This window comes from Stenotrophomonas sp. (assembly GCF_032099025.1).
Taxonomy (GTDB): Bacteria; Pseudomonadota; Gammaproteobacteria; order Xanthomonadales; family Xanthomonadaceae; genus Stenotrophomonas.
Genome location: NZ_DAMCID010000033.1, coordinates 31,536 through 40,043 on the forward strand (window position 1 = coordinate 31,536; position 8,508 = coordinate 40,043).

Here is an 8,508-nt window from a genome sequence, read left to right on the forward strand (position 1 = left end):
GGAGCTTGGGTGCAGGAAGCGCGATGCTGCGCTGCGCCGGCGGGCGCAGGTACCATGCGCGCTCAAACCAAAAAGGATGCAGTCACATGGCGGTGAAGTCACTTCAGGAATTCCTCTCGAGCACGCATGAGAAGGATGTCAGTGCGGATGCGTTCGAACTTGAAAGCCTGCACATGCTGGAGGTCCGGGTGGACGGCATGGTCTGGGCCAAGTCCGGGTCGATGGTGGCGCGCAAGGGGGCGGTGAAGTTCACGCGCCAGGGGCTGCTGGAGCAGGGGCTGGGCACGCTGCTCAAGAAGATGGTCAGCGGGGAAGGCCTGCAGCTGATGAAGATCGAGGGACAGGGGCGGGCCTATCTGGCCGATGCGGGCAAGCAGGTAACCCTGCTGCGGCTGGCGGGCGAGTCGATCTTCGTCAACGGCAACGACGTGCTGGCCTTCGAGACCGGGATCGAGTCGAAGATCACGATGATGCGCAAGGTGGCCGGGATGCTGTCGGGCGGCTTGTTCAACATGCGCCTGAGCGGCCATGGGATCGTGGCGATCACGTCGCACTACGAGCCGTTGACCTTGCCGGTGACGGCGCAGGGTGGCCCGGTATTCACCGACCCGAACGCGACGGTGGCCTGGTCCGGTTCGCTGACGCCGGAGATCGTCACCGACATTTCGCTCGGCACGCTGGTCGGTCGCGGCTCGGGCGAGAGCCTGCAGCTGCGTTTCGCGGGCGAGGGTTGGGTGGTAGTGCAGCCGTATGAGGAAGTTACGTTCCAGGCCAAGGGCTGAGGGCTGAGGGCTAAGGGCTAAGAGCAGCGGCAACTGCGGAGTTTTTCGTTTTTGCTGGGTTTGGGCCGGCGGGTGCGGGTTTGCGGGACACGCCGTGAATCCGCCTTGGAGGCTTGTAGAAAACATCCATGTTTTCTACAGTCCCGCAAACCCGCCCCCGCCGACCCATTGCAAGATGGCTGGCGGTGTGGGGAGGGCAAGAGCGTGCCGACCAACGGTCGGCACCTACCAGTGCGAACAATGCTGGACGTACTGATGGGCATGGGGCTGCTCGTTTTGCCCTTGATTGCCTATCCGTCGTCGCGAAAATTCAAGGTGGGCGGCGGTGGGCCCTGCCGGGGTCGTTGGGCGCCATGGATGGCGCCCACGAGCCCCCATGGAAGGGTTTACGGCGACCCCGGCAGGGCCCACCGCCGCCCGCCCAGCTCGGGCAAACGAATAGCCAGCACTCCTGCTCCAGACACAAAAAAACCCGGCGTAAGCCGGGTTTTTTCGTTGCATCGCGTTGGAGGCGATAAATCAGGCCAGACCGGCCTGCTTCATCACTTCGGCGGCGTAGTCTTCCACGACCTTTTCGATGCCTTCGCCAACGGCCAGGCGCTTGAAGCCGATCACTTCGGCGCCGGCAGCCTTGAGCACCTGCTCAACGGACTGGTCGGTGTTCAGCACGTACGGCTGGCCGTACAGCGTGACTTCGTTGACGATCTTGGCGATCTTGCCGCTGATGATCTTTTCCAGGATGTCGGCCGGCTTGGACTTGTCCTTGTCGGACATCTTGGCCAGTTCGATTTCCTTTTCCTTCGCAACGAACTCGGCCGGCACGTCGGCCGCCTTGTTGTGCGGCGGGTTCATGGCAGCCACGTGCATGGCCAGGCCACGGGCCAGCTCGGCGTCGCCGCCGGCCAGTTCAACCAGCACGCCGATGCGGCCGCCGTGCACGTAGGCGGCGACGGTGTTGGTCGATTCCAGGCGCACGATGCGACGCACGTCGAGCTTTTCGCCGACCTTGGCGATGACCGCTGCGCGGGTCTCTTCAATGGTTTCGCCGGTCGGCAGCTTGGCGGACTTCAGCGCCTCGATGTCCGCAGCGCCCGAGCTCAGTGCCGTGGCGACAACAGCCTTCGAGAAGTCCAGGAAGTTGGCGTCCTTGGCGACGAAGTCGGTTTCGGAGTTGATTTCGACCAGCACGGCGGTGTTGCCGTCCTGTGCAGCCACGATGACGCCTTCGGCAGCAACGCGGTCAGACTTCTTGTCGGCCTTGGCCAGGCCCGACTTGCGCAGCCACTCGGCCGAAGCGTCGATGTTGCCGCCGTTTTCGGTGAGTGCCTTCTTGCACTCCATCATGCCGGCGCCAGTGCGCTCGCGCAGTTCCTTGACCAGGGAAGCAGTGATTTCCACGGGAATTCCTCACGAAAGAAAGGGGTTGGGCCGGCATGGTGGCCGGCCCGTGTGACAGTGTCCTGTCGTCGCGCCGTCGGCAGCGGACAGGAGCGGTGGGCGCCAGGCACCCACCGCGGGCCTGGATCAGGCCTGGGCTTCGCCAGCCTTGTCGGCAGCAGCCTTCTTGGCCGGAGCGCGGCGGGCCGGCTTGGCGTCTTCAGCAGCCGGAGCTTCGGCGAACTCTTCTTCACGAACGGTGGCGGCGTGCGGAGCAGCAGCCTTACCTTCCAGCACGGCGTCAGCAGCAGCGCGGGCGTACAGCTGCACAGCGCGGATGGCGTCGTCGTTGCCCGGGATCGCGTAGTCGACCAGTTCCGGGTTGTAGTTGGTATCAACCACGGCGATCACCGGGATGCCGAGCTTCTTGGCTTCCTTGATGGCGATGTCTTCGTGGCCGATATCGATGACGAAGATCGCGTCCGGCAGGCGGTTCATGTCCTTGATGCCGCCCAGCGAGGCTTCCAGCTTGTCGCGCTCACGACGCAGGCCCAGCACTTCGTGCTTGACCAGCTTCTCGAACGAACCGTCGGTTTCACCGGCTTCCAGTTCCTTCAGGCGGGCAACCGACTGCTTCACGGTACGGAAGTTGGTCAGCGTGCCGCCCAGCCAACGCTGGTTCATGAACGGCATGCCGCAACGCTCGGCTTCTTCGCGGATCGATTCGCGGGCGCTGCGCTTGGTGCCCAGGAACAGGATGGTGCCGCGCTTCTGGGCAATGCTGGAAATGAAGTTCATCGCGTCATTGAAGAGCGGAACGGTCTTTTCCAGGTTGATGATGTGGATCTTGCCGCGGGCGCCGAAGATGTACTGGCCCATCTTGGGATTCCAGTAACGGGTCTGGTGGCCGAAGTGGACGCCGGCTTCCAGCATCTGACGCATGGTGACCTGGGGCATTGCAATACTCCTGATAGGGAACCGGCCGCCACGGGTAATAGATGGGCGGTCCGCCGTGAGGCGGGAGGTTCCGGGGTTTGGCTTCCCTGTCGCTTCCGTGTCCGAACTCCTTGCGGAGCACCCCGGCACGGATATGGGCGGCAGGTGTGGATTCACCGGTGACGTCCGGTGTTGACGGGTTCCCTGCGCCAAGGCGCGAAGAAATCCGGTCGATTATAGTCCGGGCAGCGCCGGCAGCGCAATTGGCGGGGTCGGACCGGCCAGCCGCTGCTGCCCCGCGTCGCCCAGGCGGGCGCTGAAATGACCGCCAGCGTAGGTCGATGCCGGGCCGGGCAGGGGCCAGCGGCGTGAGCGCTGGGCCAGGACGTAACCGGCCAGGTCGGGCAGGATCGGGCGCTCGCGGCCGTCGGCGTCGATGAAGACCAGGTCGGCCAGGCGCGCGTGGCTGCCACCGGCATTGTAAAGCTCCAGCGCGGCGATGCCGGCGTCGACCTGTACCCGCGCCGTCAGGGCGGGGGCGGCGGCGGGCTGGGGGCCAGCGATGAACACGGGCAGCGATACCTGCAGCGGCGGGGAGTCCGGGCCGGCCCGGATCACCAGGCGATAGCCCTGCTCGGTGGCGGGCGGCGGACCCAGCCGCACCACCCGCACGCGCTGCCTGGCCTGCCCGGCAACACTGAGTACGACGGGGCTCAGCACCACGTCCTGCGCCGGAACCAGGACCTCGGTCTCGCGGGTCTGGTCCCAGTGATACAGCCGCGCCTGGCCGTGCCAGGGTTGCGCGGCGTCGTTGTACAGCCACAGCTCGCCATCGCGCTGGCCGGCGGCGAGGGTGATGCGCAACGGCGACACCTCCAGTGCCTGCGCGGCGGCGGGGGTCAGCAGGGCCAGCAGGGCCAGCAGGGCCAGCAGTGCCAGCAGTGCCCAGGCGCGGGTCAGAACGTGAGGGTGAGCCATGGGCGCGCGTCGTCGTCGGCGCCGTCCGGGGCTGGGGTAAGGGCCTGCACCTGTGGCGGGGCCGGGGCATCACCATCGCTGCGCTGGTGGTCCACCGTGCAGCGTGCGGCGGCATCGGGGCGGTCCAGGGTGCACGCCTCCACGATGCGCAGATGCACGCGCAGCGGCGTGGCCGGCTCGGCCAGGGCGGAGGGCATGCAGGTCAACAGGGCGGCGCTCAATGCGAGGCGGACTGCGTTGCGTCGGTTCATCCGGATCGGCGGCGAGGGGTCGCTGCCGGTATCGGCCTGCCGGCGCCGGACTTGAGCGCGGCTCAGTAGGTGATGGTCACCTTGATCTGGTCACTGTAGCTGCCTGCGGCCACCGGACCGGTGCTGGCCGGTGCGCGACCATACACGGTGAGCTGCTGGGCACTGCCCGTACCGGTGCCGCTGACCCTGTCGACATTGGCCGTGCTGCCCCAGCGCTGGCTGCGGTTGCTGTCGCTGTAGAGCTCGTAGGGGATGAACCACGTGGGATCGGTGGCGTGTCGCATTCGCCTGACCGTCCCGGACGGGTACAGGCCGTTGTCCAGTGCGATCGTGTAGGCGGTGCGGTTGAGGCAGGTCAGCCCGATGGTCGAGGTGCGGTCGATGTTGGCGGCGATCGCGCCGGGGTTGCTGCCGAAATCCATGTCGGTGGTGACATAGGTGCTGCACTGGGGAAGCACGTTGGCGGTGACCGTGAACGGGAAGCCGCCGGTGGCGGTCTTGTGGCCGCTGACGCCGCTGCTGGTGGTGCACAGCGCCGGCGCGGAGGCGGTGCCCAGCAGCACTTCGTTGAAGGCGTATTCCAGGCGCACGTTGGCCAGGGTGAACGCGCTGCTGTAGCTGCCCGACGACAGCGTCTGCGACGCCGGCACCCGCCCGTAGATCACCACGGTGGCTTCGCCGCTGCCGCCCAGCAGCGGCACGGAATAGTTGAGGTCCACCACCAGCGGCGCCGGGCTGGTGCCGGGCGTCAGGCCCCAGATCGTGCTCATCGCCGCGCTGGTGTACAGCTGGTAGCTCATGGGGTCGCTGGTGGCGTTGGTCATCTGGCGCAGGGGCGACAGCGTGGCCCCGGTGCTGCCGGTGCCCAGCCCGACACAGGCGCGCACCGAGGCGGTTGCCAGCAGGCTGAGACCGGCGGTACTGCAGGAGATCTTGAAGGTGGTGGTGCTGGTGGTGGGGGTGCCGGCGGCATTGGTGATGTTGCCGAACGCCAGGGTCACCGGCGTCGTGGTGGTGCAGGTCGTATCGGCGCGGGCCGCACCGGCGCCGCCGAGCGCCGCCAGCAGGAACAACCACGGCAGCCACGCGCGCAGGCTCATCGTGGCGGTTCCGGCAGGCAGCGCAGCGGGCCCATCCGCGCAGGCGCCGTGCCGTTGGCGTAGGTCATGCTCAGCGTCACCCGGCAGCGGCCCTGCGCGGTGTCGACCTGCAGCGGGGTCTGGGCGGGCAGGTCTTCCAGGTAGGCTTCGCCGTCATATCCGACCGTGGTGCGGCGACCGTCCGGCAGCTGCACCTGGCTGCCCGCGGCCAGCGGACGCCCTTGCGCGTCATGCAGCACCACGGTGGTGGAGCGGGTCCGGCGCAGCCCGAAGTCCACCTCGAGCCCGGCGCTCTGCCGGGGCGTGACCCAGGTGTCGACCCGCTCGGCGCGCATGTCGGCCGGCAGATCCAGGGTGTCGATCGACAGCCGGTTGCGCTGCCAGGACAGCAGCGGCGTGACCAGCAGCAGGCCTTTGTCGTTGGTGGTCCCGATGGGCCGGTTTTCCAGCCGCACCGGAATGCCGCCGAATCCATCGGTGGACACCACGGCGAACGCATCGGGCACTTCGCGCGCTGCGAACAGGTGCCCGCCCATCCAGACCACGCTGCCGCTGGCGTTGGCATAGGCGAAGTCGGCGTCGCCCTGGCGGGCCACGCCCAGCGAGTAGCGCCCGACCCGGTTCAACCAGCCCAGCTCGGCCAGCCCGCCGGTGCCGTCGTCGCCGTGCCGGGCCTGCACGCGCCAGCCATAGCCACCCTGGCTGCCGTCGCCGGGCACCGGCTGCGAAACATCCACGGCATACAGGGTGCGGTCGCCGTTGCGCTGCGCCGAGACGCTGCCCTGGCGGTTGCGCCCCAGGTTCACCGACAGCGAGAGGTAGACGCTGCGGTCACGGCTGTCGGACAGGTTCTGGTTGGCCGACACATACGCGGAGAAACGATCGGAGAAGGTGCGGTTCCAGAACAGGCTGGCGTAGCGCGTGTCGTCGCCATCGGGGTAGGACAGGCGCAGATAGCTCGCGCTCAGCGAGCCACCCCGGCCGAGACTGGCGCCGACGGTGAACTGGTCGATGACCTCCGGTGGGAGCGCGCCCTGCAGGCTGCCCAGGTCCTGGAACTGGCCGTGGGTGCGGCGGGTGGCGGCATTGATATTGAATACCCGGTTGTTCCAGCTGTAGCCCAGCGCCCACTGGCCGCCATCGCGTCCGTCGCGGCGGCTGTGCGCGTAGGACGCATTGAGCACGCCGCCCCGGCCCAGCAGCAGCCACCCGCCGGCGCCGCCGGAGGCCACGCCGCCACCGCCTTCGGCATGCAGCTCGGCGGTGAAACGGTCGCTGGCGCCATAGCGCCACGTGCCGCTGCCCACCGTGGCGCTGTCGTAGGAGAACGAGCGGATGCCGTAGTCGCGACGCATGCGACCCGCGCCCACCGACCAGTCCGACAGTCCCGGTGCCAGCAGCTGCTGGGTGCCGTAGAAGGCGAAATCCAGGGTCTGCATGCGCCCGTAGGCATCGGTGATCACCACCTGCGCATTACCGGTGCCGCTGATGCCGGGCTGCGCGGCCAGCTGGAACGGCCCGACCGGCACCTCGCCGTTGTATTGGCGCAGGCCATCGACATACAGCTCGACACTGGAGGGCACCACGGCTTCGCCGAGAAAGCTGGGGGTGGGGGTGAGCACGCGGTACGGCTGCAGTCCATAGTTGCGCCCCACCTGGATGCCACCCATGCGCACCGGCCGGCTCCAGTCCACGAACCCGCTGAAAAAATCGCCGACGGTGAGGGTCACCGCGCTGTCGGGGAAGTCCAGCTGCCAGCGGCTGTCCAGGCGCACGCTTTCGCCGCGCCAGTCGCGGTCCAGGCCATCCTGGTAGGTGCGCAGCAGCTGGCTGCTCTGCAGCACGCCGTTGCCGATCCCGAACACGCGCCATTCGGTGGTGAGGGCCAGGTTGCCCACATCCTGGTTGTGGCTGGCGTACAGGTCGTAGTTGAGCAGCGCGCCCGGCGAGGCGCGGGCCTCCGGCGTGGTCTCGGCGCTGGGGCCGAGCTGGGTGGTCGGCAGGCTCAGCTGCGCCAGGGGAACTTCCAGCGCAAGGGTCTGCAGCGCGGCGTCGTAGCGCATCACCACGCCGCTGATCTGCTCCAGCGGCACGGGGGCGTCGCCGCGCGCGCTGAAGCCCAGCTGCCGCAGCACGGCCGGGTCGGCGCGCAGCTGGCCGGCCAGTTCGGTGAACGGCAGCAGCCCGCGTGGGCTGCCATTGAGGGTGACGTCCAGGTACAGCGTCTGCGGCGCGGTCAACGGGGTGGGCGAGGGCAGCATCGCTTCGCCCGAGGCGCCGCTGGCCCCGATGTCGGCGCCGCCCTCGAGCACGCGCCCGGCGGCCAGCGCGGCGGGCGCCAGACCCGACGAAGCCACGCCTGTCGCCAGCGCGATCCGCACGCAGGCCTCAGCGAGCCGGTGGCGTCGGGGACAGTGGCGTGGGATCCGACGCGCCATTGATCTTTGCCGAAAGCGTCGCCCCGACCATGCGGGCGGCAGTAATGTCCAGCGGCCAGCGCATCGTCTGGCCGCTGAGCACGTAACCCACCAGGCCGGGCTGGACTATCTGCGGCTGCTGCGGCGTGCCTACCGCAAGGTCGGCAAGCTGGGCATGGCCGGTGCCGCGGTTGTGGACTTCCAGCACCAGTCTGCCGTCCGCCTCGGGCAGCACGCGGGCCTGCAGGTCCGGGCGTGGCGCCAGGTCGCCTTCGGGCTGGATGAACACCGGCAAGGAGTAGCGCAGCACGAACTGCATCCCCTGCCGACCCGGGTCCATGGCCGGTACCTCATCGACGATGACCCGGTAGGCCAACTGCGCCGGCGGCGGGGTGGGGTCGGCACGGACCACCCGGATCAGCTGCTGCTGACCGGCGGCCAGCGTCTGCATCGGCGGACTCACCACCACCTCGATGGTGGGGTCGAGGGTGTCGCGGCCATCACGCTGGGTCCAGCGGTATACCCGCGCCTGCACATCCACCGGCGTGGTGCCGCTGTTGCTGATCCAGAGCGCTTCGGCGTTCTGGCGTGGCGTCAGCTGCAGCGAAGTCGGCGCCACCTGCAGGCTGGCCGCCGACGAACCCGCGCAGGCGAGCAACAGCAGCAG

General features: G+C 68.3%; 8 protein-coding genes. 1 reads left to right on the top strand and 7 read right to left on the bottom strand.

Annotation, left to right across the window (positions count from 1 at the left end):
• The first annotated feature begins 86 nt into the window (after positions 1-86).
• Complete coding sequence (locus RT456_RS17390) at positions 87-782, top strand: AIM24 family protein (RefSeq protein WP_313348433.1); 696 nt, start codon at positions 87-89, stop codon at positions 780-782.
• 519 nt (positions 783-1,301) lie between these two features.
• Here the strand turns inward: RT456_RS17390 and tsf are convergent.
• The 7 genes from tsf to RT456_RS17425 all read right to left on the bottom strand — a co-directional run bounded on the left by tsf (position 1,302) and on the right by RT456_RS17425 (position 8,508).
• Complete coding sequence (gene tsf / locus RT456_RS17395) at positions 1,302-2,180, bottom strand: translation elongation factor Ts (protein WP_313348435.1); 879 nt, start codon at positions 2,178-2,180, stop codon at positions 1,302-1,304.
• Positions 2,181-2,306: 126 nt separating this feature from the next.
• Positions 2,307-3,116: a 30S ribosomal protein S2 gene (gene rpsB, locus RT456_RS17400; RefSeq protein WP_313348437.1), complete on the bottom strand. Its 810-nt coding sequence runs from the start codon at positions 3,114-3,116 to the stop codon at positions 2,307-2,309.
• Positions 3,117-3,329: 213 nt separating this feature from the next.
• A complete protein-coding gene (locus RT456_RS17405; RefSeq protein WP_313348439.1) occupies positions 3,330-4,073 on the bottom strand; it encodes a fimbria/pilus periplasmic chaperone in 744 nt (247 codons plus the stop codon).
• Entirely contained in the window at positions 4,052-4,324 is a 273-nt protein-coding gene (locus tag RT456_RS17410) for a hypothetical protein (RefSeq protein WP_313348440.1), read from the bottom strand. The genes RT456_RS17405 and RT456_RS17410 overlap by 22 nt, the downstream gene beginning before the upstream one ends.
• Positions 4,325-4,386: 62 nt before the next feature.
• Entirely contained in the window at positions 4,387-5,424 is a 1,038-nt protein-coding gene (locus RT456_RS17415) for a spore coat U domain-containing protein (protein WP_313348442.1), read from the bottom strand.
• Positions 5,421-7,862 carry a fimbria/pilus outer membrane usher protein gene (locus RT456_RS17420; protein ID WP_313348443.1) on the bottom strand — a complete coding sequence of 814 codons (2,442 nt, stop codon included), beginning with the start codon at positions 7,860-7,862 and terminating at the stop codon, positions 5,421-5,423. Before RT456_RS17420 ends, RT456_RS17415 begins: the two co-directional genes overlap by 4 nt.
• Complete coding sequence (locus RT456_RS17425; protein ID WP_313348444.1) at positions 7,813-8,508, bottom strand: molecular chaperone; 696 nt, start codon at positions 8,506-8,508, stop codon at positions 7,813-7,815. The genes RT456_RS17420 and RT456_RS17425 overlap by 50 nt, the downstream gene beginning before the upstream one ends.